Consider the following 21,358-nt stretch of genomic DNA (forward strand, 5'->3'; position numbering starts at 1 on the left):
TTGACCGGCTTAACCGACTTAACCGACTTAACCGACCTAAAGAGAAAGGATGTGACAGCAGGCGATGAGAACGGAATCCCGGGAACTCGTGGAGCATGTGCTTGCTTATATAGATCGTTATAAAGAAACGGATATGGCGGGCGGAGCTCCTGAAGCACTCGAAGCGGATGCCGGGTTTAACCGACTGGCGCTGGAGGTATTCGCCTATCAGTTCAAACATATTCCCGCTTACCGCAAATATTGCCAGGCGAGGCGCAAGTCGCCGCTGACGGTGCGCAGCTGGACGGAGATTCCTCCGCTGCCGATTCAGGCGTTCAAGGAGCTGACCTTGTCCTGCGAGCCTGTGGAGGAAGCGCAGGCTGTGTTTATGACCAGCGGCACGACGCAGGCAGACAAGCGGGGCAAAAACTACCATCCGACGCTGGAAGTATGGGATGCTTCGATGGCCCCTCCGTTCAAGCGCTATGTGCTGCCGGACCGTGAACGAATGACGATCTTCGTCCTGTCGCCGGCCGAGGACGTGAATCGGAACAGCTCGTTGTCCCGGTATTTGTCCAGGTCGGTCGAACTGTTCGGAGAGCCGGACAGCCGGTTGTTCTTCTCGCCGGAGAGGGGCATAGACCTGCAGGAGGTGCTGGCTGCGCTGCAGCGGCGGGAAGCGGAAGGCCGGCCCGTGCTGCTGATGGGCGCCACCTTCGCATTTGTCCACCTGCTGGACGCTTGCGAAGAGCAAGGCATTCATATCCGGCTGCCCGAAGGAAGCCGGCTGTTCGATACCGGCGGACTGAAAGGACAGGCGCGCGAGGTTACGCCGGAGGAGCTGTACGCTCATATAGAGCGGCATCTGGGTGTGAAGCGCGAGGATTGCGTGAATATGTACGGGATGACGGAGCTCAGCTCGCAGCTGTATGACCGCCATATTCGCAGCCGGTCGCTGCAAGAAAAGCCGGGACATGAGCATGAGAAGGCCGGAGGTCCTTGGATCAGGACGCTTGTCCTGGACCCCGATACCTTGAAGCCTGTAGCCGATGGAGAACCAGGAGTGCTGGCTCACTTCGATCTGGCCAACTGGAACTCCTCGCTTGCCATTCTGACCGAGGATCTGGGTTACCGGACGGAGCGGGGACTGGTGCTGCTCGGCCGCATCCAGGGCTCGGAGGCGCGGGGCTGCTCCATTGCCGTTGACCAACTGATGAATGCCAGTCGAAAGTAGGTGGCCCGCATAGCTGAGCAATATGACAAACAAGCCCCCTCGAGCCGGTCAGACGGAAAGTCCGGCCCTGCCGGGCACGCCGCCAATGCGGTGGCTGCATCCGGGGCTGTCCTGGAAGCCTGCCTTCTGCCGCGCGGGCTGGAGCCGGAGCAGTGGACCGAGCGGAAGCTTGAAGGCCCGGCGGGGACGCTCGTGCTGAAGCTGCCGGTGCTTTCGCCGGAGCTGCTCGGACAGATCGCCCGGGAGGTGGCCGCTCGCCGGGAAGCTTATTTGGCCGGACTGCGCACGGAGCGGATCGTGGAGCTGCTGGACCGGGCTGTCGCCCGCTGGCTGGACCCCGCTTACGAGCTGCGGCTGCTGGCCGAGACCTGGCTGCCGGTTATGACAGGCTATGATGGCGAGATGATCCGGCTGGAGCTGAAGCGTTTTTTTCGCACGTTCCGCCGGAAGGAGCTGCTGCGGTTCCTGGACGAAGAATTCGACGCGGCCGGGGTGCTGGACGAATTCCGTCCGCGCAAGCACGGAGGGATGAGCCGGGCCTATGGACCGGAGCTTATTTTCCACGTGTTCTCCGGCAATGTGCCGGGACTTCCGGTGTGGAGTCTGATCATGGGGCTGCTGCTCAAGTCGGCCGCCATCGGCAAAACGTCCTCGGCCGAGCCGCTTATGGCGGTGCTGTTCGCGCGAACGCTTGCCGAGATCGATGAGGAGCTGGCCGATTGCCTCGCCATCCTGCCGTGGAAGGGCGGCAGCGAGGAACTGGAGCAACCCCTGCTGGAGGCGGCGGATGCGGTTGTCGTCTACGGTTCGCAGCGGACTGTGGAGCAGCTGCGCAGCCGTACGCCTGCCGGGCGGACATTTCTCAGCTACGGGCACAAGATCAGCTTCGCGATGATCGGACGCGAGGCACTGTCGGCGGACCGGTTCCGCGAGACGGCGAGAAAGCTGGCCGAGGATGCCTCGGTGTATGATCAGCAGGGCTGCCTGGCCCCTCATGGGGTATTTGTGGAAGAAGGCGGGGCCGTCTCTGCCCGACAGTTCGCACAGCTTGTTGCGGCCGAGATGGAGCATTACCAGCAGAAGAAGCCGCGGGCCGTGCTTACCGAAGCGGAGGCCACCGCGATCCGGCTGGTCCGGCAGCGTATGGAGCTGCGGGGGCTGCAGGGGGAGCCGATCTCGGTGTATGCGAGCGCCGGGGGGACGGAGTGGACTGTGATCTATCACGGGGCTGCCGGCTTTGAAGCGTCGCCGCTGAACCGGACGCTTCATGTTTTCGCTTGTGAGGAGCTGAGTCAGGCGGTCCGGCTGCTCCGGCCTTACCGCGATTATTTGCAGACGGCCGGCCTCGCGGTCGGTCCCGATCGTTTGGAGCGGACGGCTGCCATGCTCGGGAGCTGCGGCGTGACCCGGCTATGCGCCATCGGCCAGATGGCGCGTACGCCGGCAGGCTGGCATCATGACGGGCGGATGAACCTGCTCGATCTGGTGCGCTGGGTGGACCTGGAACGAAGCGCTGAGCTGGAGGCCGAGCGTTATGACCCGGACTTTGAGTAGCCAGTGACAGCTTTTTGCGGGGTGTGAAGAGGCGGAGCAAGCCTTATCCGCTAGAATCCGGCGCCATCCGCTCTCGCCCGTCTCGTCTAGGCGTTAGGGGCCGTCAGGCGTTTTTCTTAGAGAGCAAGCAACTATCTATCCCGATAAGACTCAGAGCAGGAAGGAGGAGGAAGCATGGATTTTAGCGGCAAAGTCGTGCTGATCACAGGCTCCAGCCGCGGAATCGGCGCAGCCGTCGCGGAGGCTTTCGGTTCGCGCGGCGCCCAGGTTATTGTCAATTATATCCGCAACAAGGCGGCCGCCGAAGCGGTGGCGGAGCGTATCCGAGGGCAAGGCGGGGAAGCGGTCGCCCTTCAGGCGGATGTAACCGATCCGCAAGCGGTGCAGGCCATGGTCAGCGAAGCGGAGGAGGCGTTCGGGCGGCTGGATGTGGTCGTTAACAACGCGCTTAGTCCGTACAGCTTCGATCCGAAGAGGCGTAAAACGGCATGGGAGATCGGCTGGAACGATTACCAGGAGCAGCTTGAGGGCAGCTTGGGCGGAGCGTTCCATGTCTGCCGAGCGGCTATCCCGCTGATGAAGGAGGGGGGCGGCGGGAGGATCGTCAATTTGGTCACCAACCTGATTGATTTCCCTGTCGTGCCCTATCACGACTATACGACAGCGAAGGCGGCGCTGCTTGGCTACAGCCGTAATCTGGCTGCGGAGCTGGGGGCGTTCGGCATAACGGTCAACTGTGTGGCCCCGGGACTGACCTCTCCTACGGACTCGAGCCGGGAAACAAAAGAAGATACGAAAAATGCGATCATCGGGCTCACCCCGCTTGGCCGGCTGGCCTCTCCGAAAGATATCGCGGGGGCGGTGCTGTTTTTCGCTTCCGACTGGGCTGCATTCGTGACCGGGCAATGTCTGAATGTCGACGGCGGACTGGTCATGCGCTAGCGCGCTGCACGGTTGTCGGGACGCTGGGGCCGGACAAAGCGGGAGGTCCCGCTGTCCAAACTTTTAACTTATCAGGGGGATGATCTGAGGATGAGAATCGAAGCAAGCATCGACATGTTGAGCAAGCTGCGCGAACAGAAGCCGCTTGTCCACAATATTACGAATGTAGTCGTTACTAATTTTACGGCCAACGGTTTGCTGGCTCTGGGGGCATCGCCGGTCATGGCTTACGCTCATGAGGAAGTGGCCGATATGGCGAAAATAGCGGGGGCGCTGGTCGTCAATATGGGGACGCTGGATGAAGAGCTGGTGGAGTCCATCCTGATCGCGGGACGTTCGGCCAATGAGCATGGCGTCCCGGTTATTTTCGATCCGGTAGGCGCGGGGGCGACGCCTTATCGAACGGCGGCCGCCAAGCGCATTCTGGAAGGCATACGCGTCTCCGTGCTCCGGGGCAATGCGGCCGAGATCGCCAATGTGATCGGCACGCAAACGGAGATCAAGGGAGTGGACGCCGGAAGCTCGACCGCAGCGGATGCATCCCTGCTTGCCCGGCAGGCGGCTTCCCTGCTTGGGATGGTCGTCGTCGTGACGGGAGCGGAGGACCATGCAAGCGACGGACAGACGACGTACCGGATCAGCAACGGCACTCCGCTGCTGACGGCCGTCACGGGAACGGGCTGTCTGCTGACCAGCGTCATCGGAGCTTTCGCCGCTGTCGAGAAGAATATGCTGGCTGCAGCCGTCACGGCATTGACTTATTACGGCATCGCGGCGGAGCTGGCCGTCGAAATTTCCGGGCCGAACCATCCCGGCACGTTCCAGGTCGAATTCCTCAACAGGCTGCATACGACATCCTCCGAGGATTTGCGCTCGCGTGCCCTGATCAGCCGTATATAGGGGAGTGCGTCGCTGGCTGCCGCGTGGTATGATCAGGGATAACTTGTATAGGTCTGGAGGCTGGGTCCATGTCATCGTCTGCGTCATCATCAACTGCGTCTTCATCATCGTCCAGGAAGGAATTGCTGCTGCTGGAGGAGCTGGCTGCCAATGCTTGGCCTGCTTACATCCAGCAGTCGTACGGAGACTGGAAGCTTCGTGCCACCTTCGGTGTAACAAGGCGAGCCAACAGCGTGCAAGCGATCGGAGCGATGCCGGAGGACGGCTGGCTGGCCGAGGTGGAGCGCTTCTACCGGAAGCGCGGCCTGCCGGTCTATATCCAGGTCAGCGACGTCTCGCCGGAAGGGCTGGATGAATGTCTGGCCGAAGCGGGGTATGAGCTTGAGCTGCCATGCTTCCTGATGACGGCCCAGGCGGACAAGCTGCTCGAGGCTGTCCGGCCGAACGATGAATCGGTTCAATTCGAGCTTGCCGAGCAGGCGGATGAACAGTGGCTGGACGAATTTCTGCGGCTGGAGGGCTTCGGCAAGGAGCGTTTGCGTGGCTATCGGCATATTTTCTCGGCCATCGGGCCGGACAAGGCATTCGCCCGGGTGCTGAAGCAAGGCGAGACAGCCGCGCTCGGGACGGTTGTAGCGGAGCGGGGCTACGCCGGAATCAGCAACATTATCGTAAGCTCCCGGCATCGTCGCCAAGGAATAGCGGAGCAGCTGCTGAGCAAGCTGGCCGCTTGGTCGCAAGAACACGGCGCGCGCAAGCTTTACTTGCAGGTGCTTAGAGACAATGCGCCGGCCGTGGGCTTGTACCGCAAGCTTGGATTCGAAGTTGTGTCGAGCCATCATTACCGGTTCCAACGGACTTGAGTATTCCGCTCGTTAAGGGCGGGCAGTTTCGCGGTGTCCGGCCGGCTTGCCGCGAATGCCGTAACCCGCCGCGGCGCTCCTCGAACCGTTCGGATGAGAGAGAGAACGGTTCGAGGGGACGCACACCGTTAACGGGAATGCGTGATGAGAGGGCTCAGCCAGATGGCTGGGCCCCTCCGGCGTCCTGCCGAGGCCGCTGGCTGCGAGCCGGCGTGGCGTTCCCTGCCGGACTGCCGAGAGGCGCGAGTCCAGACTCGTTGGCCGGTCGTACCCGTCCGTGAAGCCGGAACGGACACCTTGTGCGAAGTGGCGCTCGCTATTGTCGAATAAGCTCCGGAGCCGCCTTTGCCGGAGAGCGACGCCTGCCCGGAACGATGGCTTTTGGTCCGGCTGCTTTTAACGGGACGCGGAGCGGGTTCTTCAGGCTCCTGAGCGAGTGCTGCCGCTGCGTCGCCGATAGCGAGCGTTTTTGTTTTCTGGTTATAGGCAAGCGGTACGGGAGCCCCGGGAGAAAGTCCGAGCTTTCCGCTGAGGAAAGCGGGCAGGCGCAATTCCTCGCTGATTTCGTTCTCGGGCACCACTAGCCGCGCTTTCATGCTTCCGGCGCCGCTTCTGACGGTAAGCACGGTACTGGAGGTCCAAGGGATGCCCAGCGCGGCAGCCAGGGCGGCCCCTACGACGATGCGCGGCTCGCGCTTGCGGTGCCGGTCGGTTTCCAGCACTGCCTGGCTGCGGCTGACGGTAATCCGCGTCAAGGTGAGGGTATCCTGCATCGAATTGTAGTCGGCCAGATACCGGCTTTTATCCTGAAGTCCCAAAGATTTGGCGGCGGCAGGATCAACTTCGAGATAAGGAAATGCGCATTCATCTCCTTCGCCCCGGCGTATGCGGAGCTTTTGTTCCTTACTTCCGTTTTTCAAAGTGACGGAGGAGTCGTTCGGCACATCGCTGAGGCCGTAGGCCGCGCTGCTGAAGCATTCCAGAACAAGCGTCGCTTCGCCGCCAGGCTGATGATGGGTGACCGATATGTCCAGGATGTCTCTTCCCATAGTCGGTTCTTTCCTTTCTGCGCCAAGTCTGCATAGTTTCGCTTTACAACATATGTCATTTGCCCTCCGGGCGCTTGTATAAATGTCCCTGTCCTGCGCATAACGGGCGCTTTCTCTGCAGAAGGATCGATTGTATGCGCGGAAGAAGCCCGGAGGCTGCGCGAAAGCGGCACGAAAAACGACAAGGAAAAGACAAAGAAATCGACAAAGCAGGGAAGACAGGCGCGAACAGAGGAGGCACAGGCGATCCGGTCCCGTGAGTATCCTGCTGCGCGACTATCGTGAATCGGCCCGAAATCTGTTATGATTCAACTAACAGCTAAGGGAGGCGTGCGAGCATGACGGTTGAGTCCCCGGAAGATATGGAAGCTTTGCAAAGGATAGGGAGCATAGTGGCCTCGACGATCGCGGAAATGAAGCGGCTGGCGCGTCCGGGCATGTCCACGCAGGAGCTCGACGATATCGGTTTTCGCTGGATGGAGGAGCGGAAGGCGAGGCCAGCGCCGCGTTTGGCCGTCGGATTTCCCGGAGCAACCTGCATCAGCATCAATCAGGAGGCTGCGCACGGAATTCCGGGACGGCGGAAGCTGAGGGCGGGGGATGTTGTCAATATCGATGTGTCGGCCGAGCTGAACGGCTATTATGCGGACGCAGGGCAGTCTTTCGTGCTGGAGCCTGGCGGCTCGAGCAGGCTTACCTATTTGTGCGAACATACGCGTTTGACGATGATGAAGGTGATTTCGCAGCTGCGGGCCGGGGTGAAGCTGAATACGGTCGGCAAAATTATCGAAGAGGAAGCGCTCGCCGGGGGCTTTAGCGTGATCCGGAATTTATGCAGCCACGGAGTCGGGCGCTCGCTGCATGAGGAGCCGAGACAGATTCTTCCCGTATACGACCCGCATGACAAGCGCAAGCTCCTGGAAGGGCAAGTGATCACGATTGAGCCGTTCCTGTCCACGGGAGCCAAATTTGCCTATGAAGCGGGCGACGGCTGGACGCTGCGCGTACCGGACGACTTTTTCGTAGCCCAATACGAGCATACGATTATTGTGACTAAGCAGCAGCCGATTATTGTAACGCTTTGAGCAGGGATAAATTTTACGAAAACTGATTCGAGCGATGTGTGAGGCCGCATATAGTTAGAGGAGGACGGTGCGGGAGAACTGGGGAAAAGGGCCTTCCGACGGTCCGCTGCTGGATGTACCCGGGGGAGCCCTTAGACGGAAAAAACCTCCTCCGGCAAATTAAGGCTAGAGTTATTTTATAATTTGTGATACAATTTGTATCTAAAAATAGGCCGTACGTTAGGGGGGCGAGCTATAAAAAAACTTTTAAAAAAACGAAATTCCTTGTTTAAATGGCCGTTTCCTGGTGTAACTAGTAACAGGGGCAGTACATATTTCCTAGATTAGGATACAAAAAGGAGCAGAGTCATGAGAGTGAAAAACAAGCACAAATTAGCCCTGTGGTTGTCGATACTTCTTGTGGTAGCCCTAGTATTTCCGGCTATCGGAACTATCGATCTGACCGCCCGGGCCGCCGATGACCCGACGCAGTCATCCCTAACCGTCCAAGCAGAAGTTGACAAGGGTTCGGAGTCGGTGGGGCAGGCCGTCTATTCAAATGCCTGCACGCCAATCGTCGCGACAACGCAACCGGTCTGGCAGAGCATTCTCAAGCCAACCATGACGGCCGGCAAAGTCACCTTCACGATTCCCGACGAGTATTGCAGCATTGAGTTGTCCTTTACAAGCTATGCCTTCCAGGGCAACATACAGCCCGACTATATGGGCAGACCTTACAACAAGCAATATGTGTTCGACAACAAGACAGCAACTTACGGACCGGGCACGCATACGGTTGAGATCGACATGCCTTGCGGGTACTGGCAGATCGACCTGTATTCGGGACCTCTCATCGAATCCGTTCCTTACGGGCACCCGGCAGCGTTATTGATCAAGGCCCTGGTGAATTATCAGGACAATAATTGTCCGCCGGACCCCGAACCGCCTTCGCTCGATCTGATCGATGTGACCGTTATGTGCGTGAACACGACTGGCACCGCACGGTTCGAGCTGAACAACCGCAATGACAGCGACGTTACGCTGGAATACGCCTTGGCCGATCAATCCGGACAAGTGACTTTGGGAGCAAACGAAACCAAAGTGATTGAAATCGTTTCCAACAGCAGCGAGCTGCTGAAGCTGTCGCTTAACGGGGAAACCAGGGATACAGTCGCGCCGAATCCGGCCAACTGCAATCCGGGTCCTGAACCGCAGCCTTCCGTGGAACGGATCGACGCAGCTGCGATGTGCGTCAATGTGCCTGGTGTTGTCCGCTTTCAACTGACGAACCGCAACGAGATGGCTGCTGAAGTCACTTATACGCTTGGCGGCATTGTCAATCAAGTGACACTGACAGCCGGCGAAAGCCGGACGGTGGAAATCGCTTCGGCCAGCACGGAGCTGCTGAAGGTCGCCGTTAACGGCGTCAGCAAAGAAACGGTGGCCGCCGATCGCACCAGCTGCAACCCGGGTCCGGGGCCGCAGCCTTCCGTAGAGCAGATCGATGCAGTGGCGATGTGCGTCGAGGAGCCTGGTATTGTTCGCTTTCAATTGACTAATGGCAACGACATGGCAGCCGAAGTCACCTACACGCTTGGCGGTATTTCCGATCAAGTCACGCTCGCAGCCGGCGAAAGCCGGACGGTGGAAATCGCTTCGGCCAGCACGGAGCTGCTGACTGTCACCGTCAACGGCGTTAGCAAGGAGACGGTGGCTGCCGATCCGACCAGCTGTAATCCGGGTCCGGTAAGCACGGTCGCCCTGATCAACGCATCCGCTATGTGCGTGAATCAGACGGGCATTGTCCGCTTTGCGCTGACGAACCAGAACTCTACGGTTACGGAAGTGACCTACAGTCTGAAGGGCGTAAGCGGTCAAGTTACGATTCCAGCGAACGGAGAGACAATCATTCAATTGGCAGCTCCCGCAGATGGTGAGCTGCTGAAGGTGGCAGTCGGCGGGGAAAGCAAAGATACGGTTGCTCCTAGCGCCACGCTGTGCGGAAGCACTGGCGGCGGCGAAGGTGGCGGCAGTGAAGGAGGTGGCGACGATGACGACACGATCGTGATTGTTGAGCCTCCGGTTCCGACAGGCCCTCCTGCTACCCAGCCGCCTGGAACGACGCCTCCGGGGGGAACGAATCCGGGCACGTCAACACCAGGAACTACGCCTCCTGTTCCGTCCGTGCCTGACACGGAGGTCACGCTTCCTGAAGATTCGGGAGTTCCTCGCGGTCCGGGCCAGCCGAGCGAAGAGCAGCCTGCAGAATCAGATCCGGCGGCTGTTATCGAAGATGCCGAAATTCCGCTTGGCTATCCATCTTTGCCGCAGACGGGCGAGAAGACGCCTTGGGCTTATTACGGGATCGGGGCTCTGCTGATTGCAGCAGGTATCGTATCCGGACTTAAGCGTCGTCGTACCGGCTTGTAGCTCAGTGTAAAAGGGGACCTAGGTCCCCTTTTCGCATGGAAAGGGAATAGATTCACAACAAGGGAAGGAGCTGGTGGTATGCGTAAATGGGCTTTCGCCCTTGTGTTTGTCGGGTTGTGTACGATCGCTTATCCGCATGTTCAGCAAGCGCATGAAGACAAGCAGCAGAGGGAGCTGCTCGCCTCTCTGCAGGAGTATTCGGCCTTGATCGGTACAGAGGATGCAGCTGCGGATACGGAAGAAGCGTCGCTATCGCTGCTGCCCGGACAGGGCGACGAACAAGTGGAGCCGGCTGACGGAGCTGCGGGGCCGGCTGCTGTCCCCGAGACAAGCGGAGAAGCAGCGGCGTCTCCCCGCCAGGAGGCGGTCGCCGTGGAACAGCCTCCGACCCCCAAGGCAACGGCCAAGCCTAAAACTGCGGTCAAACCGGCTGCCATGGGGATCATCGAAATTCCGAAGATCGCCTCCAAGCTTCCGCTGCTGGCGGGAGTAACCGATGCCAATATGAAGCTCGGAGCCGTTCATTTCAAAGGAACAGCGGTGCCGGGACAGCAGGGAAATGCCGTCATTGCCGCCCATCGCAGCTTGAACTACGGCCGTTTGTTCAACCGCTTGGTCGAGCTGGAGAAGGGCGATACCGTTGTTGTGACGATGGGCGGAGAGAAAAAATCGTTCGAGGTCACGGCTACCGAAATCGTCGAACCCGATGAAATTTCCGTCCTGAAGCAGCCCCGGAAAGGCACGTATCTGACCTTGATCACATGCGATCCTATCGACACGGGAACGCATCGCTTTATCGTACATGCCAAAGCTGTCGAAATTTCATAAAAAATAACCTAAAATTCGACAAATAAAGTCGAATTTTAGGTTGACTCTATTGGAAATATCAGGATATAATAGGGGCTGTTGATAAACGATAGAAACTCGTTTGGAGGAGCCCAAAAATGAATAACATCATGATCCTGCTCACCGTATCCGGCTTCCTGCTCGGCAACCCCGTCTCCGTCCCCGCTTCCGCTTCCATGCCTTTGACTGCTGCGGACATGTCTCATCCAAGAGGACAAGCCTTCTCCCATGATGGGGCCGTGCTTGTTCGCGTACCGGAGCATGCCTCCCCGGAGGCCCGTAAGAGAGTGATGGTCCAGTCGGGGATAGATCGGCAATATTATACGCTGCCTTCTTCCTTCCGATCGGGAGAGTTCCCGCTGAAGGACGGCAATGGCACATACACCGTTACTTTGTATCAGTATGAGGGAGGAAGCTCGTACAAGGAGCTCTCCAAGCAGGTCATCGAGCTGCATTTGAAAGACAAGAATGCCGTCTATTTGCGATCGATTCAGCCGATTCATTGGAATGGGCAGATGAGCGCGATACAAAAGGCGCTGGAACTGACCTATAAAGCGACGTCTCCGACCGAGAAGACCGAATTGATCTATACGTACCTCGCGCAGCGCTTCAGCTACGATTATGAGAAAGCCAGAAGCAATCTGTCGCCGGACTATACGCCGGATGTAGAGGCAACGTTTCTGGCAAGCAAAGGAATCTGCTATGACGCTTCTGCGACGTTTGCCGCGATGCTCCGCAGTGTGGGCGTTCCGGCGAAGCTGGTGAAGGGATATGCGCCCGATGTGGGAGAATTCCACGCCTGGAATGAAGTATATATAGAAGGAAAAGGCTGGGTGACGATGGATCTCACATTCGACGCTCCGTATGTCCAGGCAGGACGGACCGTGGAGAAGTGGAAGGACGGTTCGCGGTATCGCCCCGAAGCGTCATTTTAGCCGGACCCCGCCCGCTCCCGGTGTCTGTATACGGCAGGGGTCGCCTGCTCATGCTGCTTAAATACCTTCACGAAGTGGGAAGCGTCGTTAAAGCCGGATTCTTGCGCGACTGCGCCGATGGAAAGCTCTGTTTCGCGGAGCAGCTTTTTGGCATGATGAACCCGCTTGAGCGTAAGAAATTTATGCGGCGTGCAGCCCGTATATTTCCTGAAAATGGTGGACAAATAACTGGGATTTAGATGAACGAGCTCCGCCAGCCGCTCCAGCGTAAGGGGTTCCTGAAAGTTGGAGCCGATATATTGCACCAAATAGTGAATCTCTTTCGGAAGCTGCATCGATTTCAGATCGATGACGGCTTCTTTGGCCTTCAGATGAAGGCGGTAGGTCAGCATAAGCAGCTGCTTCACCAGACTTTGGACGATGGTGGCAAAACCCGCTTCGCGTTCCGTCAGCTCCTCCTGGATGCTGCGGTAGATCGCCTCGATTTTTAGCCGGTGCTCCGCATCGGCCTGTACAAACATGCAATCCTCCGTCAGCGTATGCAGCGGATGCTTGTCCGGGATGAAGGAATCGCCGAGCAGCAGCTGCTCCTTCCAGATCAGCACATGCCTGCCTACATTCTGGTGCAGATCCGTCTGAAGTACCTTGTGCAGCGTATTCGGGCGAATCAGCATAAGCGTTCCCGGCTGCAAAGGGTAAATTTTATTGCCTACGAGATATCCCCCGGCGCCGGACCACACATAATACATTTCAATCCCGTTATGGCTTTGAACATCGGGAAAAGGCGCCACGGAGTCCAAGCCGTAATACAGGGCTACGGGGAAATCCTTAAACAATTCGTCGATGGCGTGCTTGAGTTCGGCAGCCGTGTCGAATGAAACCCTCATGAGGCGGAACCTCCTGTGCAGTCTGGTGTAGTTATTTTACCATGAGCCTGTGGCTCGCAACGAAAATTTCTTCCATAAACCTCAAAAGAATGAACCATTCCCCCCGTGATACCTGCGATACAATGGAGGCATACCGCGCCAGGAGCAGGAAAGGGGAGAAACCGGACAATGAATAAGCATTGGGACGCATATATGAGGCTTGGCATCAATCATCACCTGCTGTTCCCGCAAACCTTTGAATCGGTGGACGATCATGTAAAGACGCTGCCGTTCGTGCTGGAGCATCCGGCCTTCGAAGTAGTGGACATGTTCATCCTGCAGGGCGGCGGCGTAGAGGAGGCGGAGCGGGCGATGGTGCTGGAGAGCGGCAAAGAGCCGGTGTACAACTGCCCGCTGATGACCGGGGAAGGACGCAATCCTCACCACCCGGATGCAGCTGTGCGAGCGGGCACCTTGCAGGAGGTGCTGATGCATGCGGAGCGTGCCAGACGGCTGGGCGCGCGCAAGATGGTCATCGCCAGCGGCATTGACCCGGGAGCGGAGCAGCGGGCAGAGCAGACGGACTATTTCATCGACTACTTGGCGGAGCTTTGCACCCATGTGCCGGAGCTGCTGTTTCTGATCGAGCCGTTCGACCGTTCCATCGGCAAAAACCTGATGGTCGGTCCAAGTCTGGAGGCTGTCTCGATCATTGGCGCCGTGCATGAGCGGGGCGCGAAGAACCTCGGCATCCTGATGGATATGGGGCATGTTCCTCTGATGGAAGAAACGTTCGAGCATGCGCTCGCCGTTTGCGCTCCGTATATTCAGCACATTCACCTCGGCAGCTGTGTGATGAGCAACCCGAGCAATCCGCTATACGGCGATATGCATCCTCCGTGGGGCTACCCGGATGGGGAAAATGACGTGCCGGAGCTGGTCGCGTTCCTGAAGGGACTGTTTCAAATCGGGTATTTGGCCGATGGGAAGCGGCCGACGGTGACGCTGGAGATGCGGCCGTACCCGGACAAGAGCGAGTCGGAGAGCATCGGGATATTTATCGCGAAGCTGGATGAGGCCTGGCAGCAGCTGGAGCTCTAGAAAGGAGAACGTGAGCTTGATGAAGTGGATGATTCGTGTGGATATGGAAGGGCTGACGGGCGTCGTCAACATGAGCCAGGTCGTGCCGGGGGCCGGCGAATATCCGTTTGGGCTGAGCATGCTGAAGCATGATCTGCTCGCGGTGATCGACGGGCTGCTGCAAGCCGAGAATGATCGGGTTGTGCTGTATGATATTCATTTTTTCGGTACAAATGTGGAGTTCTTCTCCCTGGACCCTCGGGTGAGCGTCATCTGCGGCAAGCCGAACTATACGCCGGAGAATAAAGCTTATCTTCAAGAGGGCTATGACGGCATGGTGCTGCTCGGTTTGCATGCCCGCGCCGAAAGACCGGGCTCTGTGCTGAATCATAACTACGAGCATGATATCCGCGTGATGAGCGTCAATGGACTTGTCGTAGGGGAAATCGGTCTGGAGGCGCTGATGGCGGGAGAGGCGGGCGTGCCGCTGGTGCTGGTTACGGCGGATTCGGACGGCGCCAAGGAAGCCCGGGAGCTCCTACCGGGGGTGCTTACCGTAACCGTCAAGGAATCACTGGGGGATGCGGCGGCGTTATGTTATCCTCCGTCCGTGACCGGAGAGCTGCTCCGCGAGGGAGCGAGAGCATGCGCGAAGAAGGCGGCGGAGCTGAAGCCGTTTGTGATCGACGGGCCGATCGAGCTGGATATGCAGTTTAAGCCCGGTGAGCTGTTTCATAAGCTGGTGAAGCGTGTGCCGGAGGCGTTCGTTGCGCCGGACCGGTTTGTATTCAAGGGCGATTCGGTGCTTGAGGCTTGGGAGAAATATTTGGTTGCCAAGGCATAAGCGGGACGAAGGCGAAGAAGCTCCGATTCCACTAGTACGTGGAGACGGGGCTTTTTTTTGCTGATGACATCTAGCTCTAAGTGGAAGGGAGGGGAATAGCTAGTGCTCCAAGCACGCGGGCGGATTTGCTCCAAGGGCACGATGGACGGCGCGTTCACCGCCAATTTGGGCTTTCACGGTAATTGTCACTTGGACCCGATGGTCGCGTATATGATCGGCGATCTCCCTGCGGCAGTAGGCGCTTGCCGTTCACGGTATCGCTTTCTGCAGTCGCCTAGCTCATTATCGATAGCCGCCCTCAGCGTGATTGTGCGTCTGCGGGGCGGCTGTTTGGCATGTCGAAGCCATTCCGTACGGCGGAGCCAGACGGCCCGGATATATTCATACAAAAATCCATGTTGATCATCCGATTGTGAATTTACATTGATGAACAAGGGTTTTATAGTACATATAAAGGCAAGACGATTTTCGATTTATCTAGAGAGGCGAAGGTTATGTCAGCGGCCAAAGAGTTCCTGCATCAATTTTATCCGAACATCATCAATGTGCTGCACAGAGACGCTGCTTTTTGGGAGAACTCCGGATTTCGGGTGACCCGCTCCAGGACGACCCTGAATAATATGGCGTTTATTTATGCGGGAGAGGGACGGCTGGAGCTGGATGGGAAAGGCTTCGAGCTGGGGCCCGGCCGGCTTTTTCACCTCTCCCCGGGCATGAGCATGGCTATTGCCAGCTCGCGGGAGCATCCGCTGCTGTATTATGGCGTACATTTTCATCAGCTGCGGATTCAGTGGGAGGGGACGGAATGTCAGACATCGCTTTCCGAGACGCCCCTTCCGTTCCCGAGAGTGCTGGCGCTGCCCGGGACATCCTTCCATGAGCAGGCTGCCTCCATGCATGCGGCCTGGCAATCGAAGGAGGCGGGCTACGACTGGACGGTCAAGCTGGCGCTGCTTCGTCTGCTGGATGCGTTATGCGACGCAGCCGCCGCAGTCCCGAGTGTCGTTCCCCCAATCGCCGCCCGGCAGGTGGAGGGCGTGGTGCAGTACATTCAAGAGCATTATGGAAAGCCGCTGGACCGGGACATTCTTGCCGGTCAGGCGTCCATGTCCGTCAGCCATTTCGCAGCCTTGTTCAAGTCGGTGGTGGGCATCAGTCCCCAGCGCTATGTAGAGAAGGTGAGGATGGATCATGCCAAATCGCTGCTGGCCGGAACGGTTAAGCCCATCTCGCAAATTGCGGCAGAAGTCGGGTATAGCGACCCTTTGTATTTTACGCGCGTATTTACGAAGACAACCGGGATGTCGCCCAGGGATTATCGCGGCGCTTGACGGTTCCGTCTCAAACTGAGAGGAGTGAAGCAGCATGCAAAAGGAGACAAAAGTGGGCGTTTTGGTGGCGGGAGCGACCTTTGCCGGACTTGGTCTTGCCCTTAGCCTGGGAGAGCAGGCGCTTGTAGTGGAGAGAACGGGGGCCGTAGGGGCTGAATTTACAGCTGCATTCCGCCCTGCCAAGGCCGATTTATCCAGCCGGGTGTCTACAGACACTGCGGAGCTGCGGGAGGAGGCGGTGGGGAGAAATATCGTGGGCGAGGACGGAGGGATGCATTGGCCGGCTTTCGTTCCTGTGCTGCAGCAGTGGATTCACAGCCGGAATATTCGCGTGCGGTTCCTGACCCGCATCGTCGAAGTGAAAGCGCTGCCAGGCGCCGGCTTCGAAGTCACGCTGCTGGATGCCGCGGGGCTGTCCAAGGTGCGCGCGGACCGGCTGGTGGACACGACCAGCTTCTGCGAAACGGAGCCGGCTGCGGCATCCGGCGGCAGGCTGCACGGCAAAAGGCTGAATGCGATCATTCACCGCCCGGACGCTCCGCAGCTGGCTCCGCCGACTATCGCGGGGTACCCGATCCATCGCGGCCGCTTTAATTCCGAATGGGCGGCGTCCTGCCAGCTGAGTCTGAGCGACGATTGGTTCGCAGCGAGGACCCGTCTGCTGTCTTGGTGGGATGCCAGACCGGAGGAGCTGCAGCCGTGGCGGCTTGCTGCGATCGCCGACGGCTTTGACGCCGGGGTGGATGGCGGAACAACGGAGGTGGCGGAAGGCTGGGCGTGGCATCCTTCTGCCGCATATGCCGATCCCTTTGCCGCGTTTGAGGCTGGCGTGCGATTTCGCTATCAATGGGAGGAGGTGTCCAAGCGATGATGATCTCGGAACGGTGGAGCGGCCAGGTGCGGCAAACGGACTGCGCGCCTGACTTGGACGATGCTTATGATGTGATTGTCGTCGGGCTGGGGACCGCAGGCGCTATGGCGGCCATCCGCGCCGCCCGGCTGGGAATGCGGGTGCTCGGCGTGGAACGGATGCACGCCATGGGCGGCGCGGGCACGCTCGGCGGAGTAACCGGCTACTACTTCGGTACGCGGGGCGGCATCTATGAGGAGATGGACAGACAGACCGCCGAGCTGGAAGCGGCTTCGTTTCTCAAGGCCGGAGGCGTCAATGCGGCGGCCAAGAGCATCGTGCTGGAGCGCGCGGCGGCTCAAGCCGGGGTTGACTTTCATTACGAGTCGGTCGTACTGGGCGTTATCATGGAAGGCAGGCGAGTTGTCGGCTTGCGCTGGACCGGTCCGCTGGGGATTCGCCGTTCGGGCTGCCGCGTGCTTATCGACGCCTCGGGAGAAGCGGAGGTATGCGCCCTGGCCGGCTGCGAGACGCGCCAGGGCCGGGATATCGACGGTCAAGTTCAGCCTTTCTCGAATGTCGTGCAGCGGCTGAGCGGGCATAAGGTAGTTCATCATTATACGGATTCCGGTTATGTCGATGCGGCCGATCCTGAGGCGCTGTCGAGGGCTATCGTGGAATCGTCGCTGCTGGAAACCCATTTGAAGCCCGTCTATGAGGAAGAGCCGCTGCTGCTGAAGGTGGTGCCTCAATTGGGCCTCCGTGAAGGCAGATTGATCGTCGGGGAGGAGACAGTGACGTTCCATGACTTTATCGAGGAGCGCTACAGCGGCCAACCGCTTTTCTACGCCTATTCCAATCTGGACAACCACAGCAAGGATATCGCCTTCGAGAGCGAAGCGCAGCAGGACTGGACGGTCGTGGCAGGACTGTGGGGACTGAACTTTACGGTACCGATCCCGATGGGCTCCCATATTCCGCGAGGGACGGAAGGCTTGCTGGTCGCGGGCCGCAGCCTGTCCCTTGACCATGACCTGGCGGGCTGTATCCGGATGAAGCGGGATATGCAGAAGAGCGGGGAAGCGGCGGCGGATATGGCTTACCTCAGCATCCGCAAGGGCTGCTCCCTGAAGGAGCTGCCTTATGAGGAGCTGCGGCCGCTGCTGGAAGAGACGGGCTGCCTGGAGCGGGACAAGGGCGTAGAGTTCAAGGACAGCTCCATGCCGGCGGAGCATGGTTATCTTACGCGGAAGTGGCTGACCGACCCGGCGGAAATCCGGCAGGAGCTTGCCGGCACAAAGCCCGGCATCGCCATCTGGTCCGCGCGTCGCCTCGGCGGGCAGCTCGCGGCCGAGCTGCGCGAATGGATGGCAGAAGCCGCAGAGGAGGAGGAAGAGCATCTGATGAAGCACAGCGCGATGGCGCTTGGGCTGATCGGCGATCCGGCCGCTATCCCGGCGTTGCGGCGGATTGTGGAAGAACGCGACATGTTCGTGCCGTATACGAGCCGCAAGTACAATCAAGTGCGCGGCTACGCGGCCATTTATTTGCTGGGCAAGCTTCGGGATAAGCAAATCGTGCCGGAGCTGCTGCGCATTCTCCGTGATCCGGACGCCTTGCCGGATCTACCGCCCGAGGAACGCAACTGGGAGTTTATCTCCGACTCGCAGGAGTTGTATTTTCAATACGCGTCCTACTCCGTTATGGCATTGCTGCGCATCGGGGACGGCCATCCGGAGCTGAGGGATAGCATAGCCGCCGCCATCCGGGACTGGCTCGGACAGCCGGAGCTGGCGCTGCGGATTTCCTTCAAGGGCTCCCGCGTCATCAAATATGCGATGCAGGATCGCACAAGGATGATCGTGGAGAAGCATCTGAGCGGTTGGAGCCGGAGTGTCAGTGAAGCCCCGTGAGGCAAGCATGACGATTCGTCCATAAACGAAACCAAAGAAGACCTCGGAACCACTGTCGATGTGGATGCCGGGGTCTTCTTGCGCACAGATGAACGAGAGGCGGGTGGCGCGGCCGTAACGGCACCGGAACTCAGCGGCTCCGCTGCGACGAGCTACCTCTAAGCTCGCCCGCGGTTCGAGCCCTCGGGCTCCGCACGGCGAGAGCCTTAAGGCAAAGCTTTGCCGCGTGCGCTGACGTACAGCGTATACCATTCCTCGCGCGTCATCAGTTCCGCCTGGCGGGCGGCGTCGGCGCAAGCGCGGATGCGCGCGGCATTGGCGGTGCCGATCACGGGCTGGATCAGCGCGGGATGGCGCATCATCCAGCCGAGCACGATCGCTTCCGGCGTCGTCTCTTTGTCCTTCGCCATCTGCTGAACAAGTCCAGCCGTTGCCAGCACATGCCCCGGCGCATCCGGCGACGCGTTGCCGGTGAACAGCCCTTTGGACAGCGGCCCCCACGCCTGAAGCTGAATCCGCTCGGTCTGGCAATACTCCAGCAATCCATCGCCGAAGTGGACCGCGGTTCCGGCCTTCTGGTTCACATGAACGGTCTGATCCAGCCAGTCCAGCTTGGACAGACTTATCTCCAGCTGGTTGACGATAAACGGCTCGGGGCTGGCCTGCTGCAGGAAGCGGATTTGCGACACGTTCATATTGGATACGCCGAACCGGCGCACCTTCCCGGATGCTCTCAGCGTCTGGATCGCTTCCGCTACTTCATCCGGCTCCATCAAAGGATCGGGCCGATGCAGGAGCAAAATATCGAGCGTTTCGATGCCCAGACGCTGGAGGGTGCCGTCGACGGAGGCCAGGATATGCTCCTTGGAGAAGTCGAAATGGTTCGGCACGGCGCCTTCGGCAAAGCGGATGCCGCATTTGGATTGAATCGTCATGCAGTCGCGCAAGCCGGGATTGCTTTTCAACACTTCGCCGAACACGGCTTCGGCTTTCCCTCTCCGGTAAATATCGGCATGATCGAACATCGTGATGCCGGCCGAGATAGCGGCTTCGATCGCTTCCTCGGCCTTTTTCACGTCGGCTTGCGTGTAAGGATTAAGATTCCATTCTCCCCCTAGTCCCATACATCCAAGGACCAGGCGGCTTGTCTCGATGCCCCAATGCGAGAGCGGCTGCTGCTTCACACAAACTCCTCCTAACATGATGCGTTTCATCTTGATGATACGTATGCGGATGACTAAGCCTCTTCATCTTGAACACTCCCCCACTTAGCCAAGCTTGAAGTGGCGAATTCTTGGGTAACTGCTTCCAACGAAGCAGAGTTATCAGGTATTTTCTTCGGAAATACCTCTACCAAGCGATCCCTGCGGTTCCCGCAGTTCGAAGAGAGGCGCTAAATCGCAACTCTCTTTATATTCATTGCGGCATTTTCGCCACGGTCATGAACCGTCTGGCACGTCGGACACTCCCATTGTCGCACAGCTAGGTTCTTCACTTCTTTGCACACAAATCCGCATGCATGACACCTTTGGCTCGTTGGCTCGAACGTATCTGCAAGCTTTACTGTGCGTCCATACCACGCGGCTTTATACGTCAACTGCCGTCTGAATTCGCCCCAGGATGCATCTGCAATCGATTTTGCCAGGGTGTGATTTTTTAGCATGCTTACCACGTCCAACTTTTCGATGCTGATCATTTGGTTTTCACGTATCAGCCTTGTGGTGAACTGATGCAAAAAATCGCGGCGAATATTCGCGATTTTCTCATGGATCGAGGCAACCTTGCGTTTGGCTTTCTGCCAGTTGGCGCCGCCCTTTGTGCGGCGAGACATCCGGCGTTGCCACATGACTAGCTGCTGTTCGTGTTTGCGATAGGCTTTGGGATGCGGAACTCGCGGTCCATCGGTGCAAACGGCAAATTCCTTCAGTCCAACATCAATACCAATCTCTTTGTTGCTTGGCGGCAGGGGCTGTACATCCACCTCGCAAACCAACGCAACAAAGTATTTGCCTGCGGCATTTCGCCGAACGGTTGCCGAAAGGATGCGTCCCTCCAGTTCCCTGGAGTGGGCATAGCGAATCCATCCAAGCTTCGGAAGTTTGATGCGATTTCCTTGAGCCGCGATGTTCCCGTTGGTGAATCGGGTCGTATAGCTCTGCATCGGATGCTTGCGGCTCTTGAAACGGGGCCGATCCGTTTGCTTTTTGAAAAGGCGATCAAAGCTGTCGGCCACATGCCGAACCGCCGATTGCAGCGCAATGCTATCGACCGACTTCAACCACTCACATTCGGCTTTGAGCGAAGGAAGCTGCGTGGCACAGGTATTGTAGGACAACCCTTTACCCGTTGCCGCATACGTATCGTTCCATTTGCCAAGAAAGTGATTGAATACAAACCGGCAACAGCCAAACATCTGCTGAATGAGCTTTTGTTGTTCGGTAGTGGGGTAGATGCGGTACTTAAAAGCTTTGTGATAAGGCATGCCACGCAACCTCCTTTCGTTTATGAACATGCTTTATTATAGCACATATGTTCGTTTGAATCACACAACCGCCGTTTCATCTCCTACCTAGATAGGAAGGAGTATTTTTGGCAGGAAGGAGTATTTTTGGCTTTTTGAGATAAACGAAGGGGGGCCGGCTTGGAAGAGTTGAAATGATTTTCGCTTACTTACTGAG

The 21,358-nt window shown here is 58.3% G+C and carries 18 protein-coding genes; 14 read left to right on the forward strand and 4 right to left on the reverse strand.

Features of this window, described 5'->3' with window-relative positions; genetic code table 11:
- Positions 1–64: 64 nt before the first annotated feature.
- The 5 genes from BLR08_RS11195 to BLR08_RS11215 all read left to right on the forward strand — a co-directional run bounded on the left by BLR08_RS11195 (position 65) and on the right by BLR08_RS11215 (position 5,472).
- Positions 65–1,213, forward strand: a complete 1,149-nt coding sequence (locus tag BLR08_RS11195; protein WP_072329422.1) for a LuxE/PaaK family acyltransferase — start codon at positions 65–67, stop codon at positions 1,211–1,213.
- Entirely contained in the window at positions 1,214–2,767 is a 1,554-nt protein-coding gene (locus BLR08_RS11200) for an acyl-CoA reductase (RefSeq protein ID WP_218131563.1), read from the forward strand. It abuts the gene before it with no gap.
- 174 nt (positions 2,768–2,941) lie between these two features.
- Positions 2,942–3,709, forward strand: a complete 768-nt coding sequence (locus BLR08_RS11205; RefSeq protein ID WP_072329421.1) for a 3-oxoacyl-ACP reductase — start codon at positions 2,942–2,944, stop codon at positions 3,707–3,709.
- A 90-nt stretch (positions 3,710–3,799) separates the two neighbouring features.
- The gene (gene thiM, locus BLR08_RS11210) at positions 3,800–4,609 is read left to right on the forward strand and encodes a hydroxyethylthiazole kinase (protein WP_072329420.1); all 810 of its coding nucleotides are present in this window, start codon (positions 3,800–3,802) and stop codon (positions 4,607–4,609) included.
- Between the two features lie 68 nt (positions 4,610–4,677).
- The gene (locus BLR08_RS11215) at positions 4,678–5,472 is read left to right on the forward strand and encodes a GNAT family N-acetyltransferase (RefSeq protein ID WP_072329419.1); all 795 of its coding nucleotides are present in this window, start codon (positions 4,678–4,680) and stop codon (positions 5,470–5,472) included.
- 128 nt (positions 5,473–5,600) lie between these two features.
- Here the strand turns inward: BLR08_RS11215 and BLR08_RS11220 are convergent, their stop codons facing one another.
- Entirely contained in the window at positions 5,601–6,521 is a 921-nt protein-coding gene (locus BLR08_RS11220) for a hypothetical protein (RefSeq protein ID WP_072329418.1), read from the reverse strand.
- A 338-nt stretch (positions 6,522–6,859) separates the two neighbouring features.
- On the opposite strand from BLR08_RS11220, the gene map reads away from it, so the two are divergent.
- The 4 genes from map (at position 6,860) to BLR08_RS11240 (ending at position 11,796) form a co-directional block, all read left to right on the forward strand.
- Positions 6,860–7,606, forward strand: coding sequence for a type I methionyl aminopeptidase (gene map, locus BLR08_RS11225; RefSeq protein ID WP_072329417.1), 747 nt, complete (start codon positions 6,860–6,862; stop codon positions 7,604–7,606).
- Between the two features lie 348 nt (positions 7,607–7,954).
- On the forward strand, positions 7,955–10,015 hold the full coding sequence (locus tag BLR08_RS11230) for an LPXTG cell wall anchor domain-containing protein (RefSeq protein WP_072329416.1): 2,061 nt from the start codon (positions 7,955–7,957) through the stop codon (positions 10,013–10,015).
- Positions 10,016–10,093: 78 nt separating this feature from the next.
- Complete coding sequence (locus tag BLR08_RS11235; RefSeq protein ID WP_072329415.1) at positions 10,094–10,843, forward strand: class D sortase; 750 nt, start codon at positions 10,094–10,096, stop codon at positions 10,841–10,843.
- Between the two features lie 116 nt (positions 10,844–10,959).
- Positions 10,960–11,796: a transglutaminase-like domain-containing protein gene (locus BLR08_RS11240; RefSeq protein ID WP_072329414.1), complete on the forward strand. Its 837-nt coding sequence runs from the start codon at positions 10,960–10,962 to the stop codon at positions 11,794–11,796.
- On the opposite strand, the gene BLR08_RS11245 is transcribed toward BLR08_RS11240, so the two are convergent.
- Positions 11,793–12,683 (reverse strand): AraC family transcriptional regulator, encoded by an 891-nt coding sequence (locus tag BLR08_RS11245; protein WP_072329413.1) that lies wholly within the window; start codon positions 12,681–12,683, stop codon positions 11,793–11,795. The genes BLR08_RS11240 and BLR08_RS11245 overlap by 4 nt on opposite strands.
- A 168-nt stretch (positions 12,684–12,851) precedes the next feature.
- Between BLR08_RS11245 and BLR08_RS11250 the strand changes: the two genes are divergently transcribed.
- The 5 genes from BLR08_RS11250 to BLR08_RS11270 all read left to right on the forward strand — a co-directional run bounded on the left by BLR08_RS11250 (position 12,852) and on the right by BLR08_RS11270 (position 18,680).
- The gene (locus BLR08_RS11250; RefSeq protein ID WP_072329412.1) at positions 12,852–13,763 is read left to right on the forward strand and encodes a sugar phosphate isomerase/epimerase family protein; all 912 of its coding nucleotides are present in this window, start codon (positions 12,852–12,854) and stop codon (positions 13,761–13,763) included.
- A 19-nt stretch (positions 13,764–13,782) separates the two neighbouring features.
- Positions 13,783–14,586 carry a M55 family metallopeptidase gene (locus BLR08_RS11255; RefSeq protein WP_072329411.1) on the forward strand — a complete coding sequence of 268 codons (804 nt, stop codon included), beginning with the start codon at positions 13,783–13,785 and terminating at the stop codon, positions 14,584–14,586.
- A 494-nt stretch (positions 14,587–15,080) separates the two neighbouring features.
- Positions 15,081–15,917 (forward strand): AraC family transcriptional regulator, encoded by an 837-nt coding sequence (locus BLR08_RS11260; protein ID WP_072329410.1) that lies wholly within the window; start codon positions 15,081–15,083, stop codon positions 15,915–15,917.
- Positions 15,918–15,951: 34 nt separating this feature from the next.
- Positions 15,952–16,788, forward strand: a complete 837-nt coding sequence (locus tag BLR08_RS11265) for a hypothetical protein (RefSeq protein ID WP_072329409.1) — start codon at positions 15,952–15,954, stop codon at positions 16,786–16,788.
- Positions 16,785–18,680, forward strand: a complete 1,896-nt coding sequence (locus BLR08_RS11270; RefSeq protein ID WP_072329408.1) for an FAD-dependent oxidoreductase — start codon at positions 16,785–16,787, stop codon at positions 18,678–18,680. The genes BLR08_RS11265 and BLR08_RS11270 overlap by 4 nt, the downstream gene beginning before the upstream one ends.
- Before the next feature lie 206 nt (positions 18,681–18,886).
- On the opposite strand, the gene BLR08_RS11275 is transcribed toward BLR08_RS11270, so the two are convergent.
- Together BLR08_RS11275 and tnpB are read right to left on the reverse strand one after the other, a co-directional pair.
- Positions 18,887–19,864, reverse strand: a complete 978-nt coding sequence (locus BLR08_RS11275) for an aldo/keto reductase (protein WP_072329407.1) — start codon at positions 19,862–19,864, stop codon at positions 18,887–18,889.
- Between the two features lie 209 nt (positions 19,865–20,073).
- Entirely contained in the window at positions 20,074–21,162 is a 1,089-nt protein-coding gene (tnpB, locus tag BLR08_RS11280; protein ID WP_072329406.1) for an IS200/IS605 family element RNA-guided endonuclease TnpB, read from the reverse strand.
- Positions 21,163–21,358 lie beyond the last annotated feature (196 nt).

The sequence above is a fragment of the Paenibacillus sp. cl123 genome (assembly GCF_900101595.1).
Classification (GTDB): domain Bacteria; phylum Bacillota; class Bacilli; order Paenibacillales; family NBRC-103111; genus Paenibacillus_G.